Source organism: Brachyspira sp. SAP_772, from assembly GCF_009755885.1.
Taxonomy (GTDB): Bacteria; Spirochaetota; Brachyspiria; order Brachyspirales; family Brachyspiraceae; genus Brachyspira.
The window spans coordinates 1-594 of sequence record NZ_VYIX01000288.1; the positions used below are offsets into that span (position 1 = coordinate 1).

General features: G+C 26.5%; 1 protein-coding gene. It reads right to left on the reverse strand.

Going from position 1 to position 594, the window contains the following annotated elements:
* A partial coding sequence (locus tag GQX97_RS14075) for a quinate/shikimate dehydrogenase (RefSeq protein ID WP_157152352.1) occupies positions 1-594 on the reverse strand: 594 nt, incomplete at both ends.

A 594-nucleotide genomic window follows, 5' to 3' on the forward strand; every position in this document is an offset into this window, starting at 1 on the left:
TCTTTCATACCAACACTTGTAGCATTAATTAATAATTTACTTTTGTCTATTTGTTTTTTTAATTCTTTTTTATTATCCAAAGTATAAAGCTCTATTTTGCAATTAGTTTTATCTTGAATATTGTCTATTATCTTTTTTTGTTCAGTCCAATTATTATCTCTTTTAAAAACAGATATTTCTTTTACACCGTAAAGAGCAAACTCTGTAATTATAGAAATAGAAGCTCCTCCAATGCCAAGTATTGTAAYATCGCTATTTTTTATATTAACATTTTCTTCTTCAAGCGMTTTTATAAAACCTTTTCCATCTGTAGAATRACCTGTTAAAACTCCATTATCATTAACTATAGTGTTTACGCTTTGAGAGAGTCTTGCAGATTCTGAAATATTATCCAAATACTGTATAACTTCTTTTTTATTTGGCATAGATAAATTAACRCCTCTCATATTAAGMGTTTTTATAGAGGCTACCGCTTCTTTTAAATTATTTTTATCTACTTCAAAAGCTAAATATACATAATCTAATGATAGTTTTTCAAAAGATTTATTATGCATGATTGGGGATAAACTGTGTTTGCAAGGTGAAGCAAAAAGT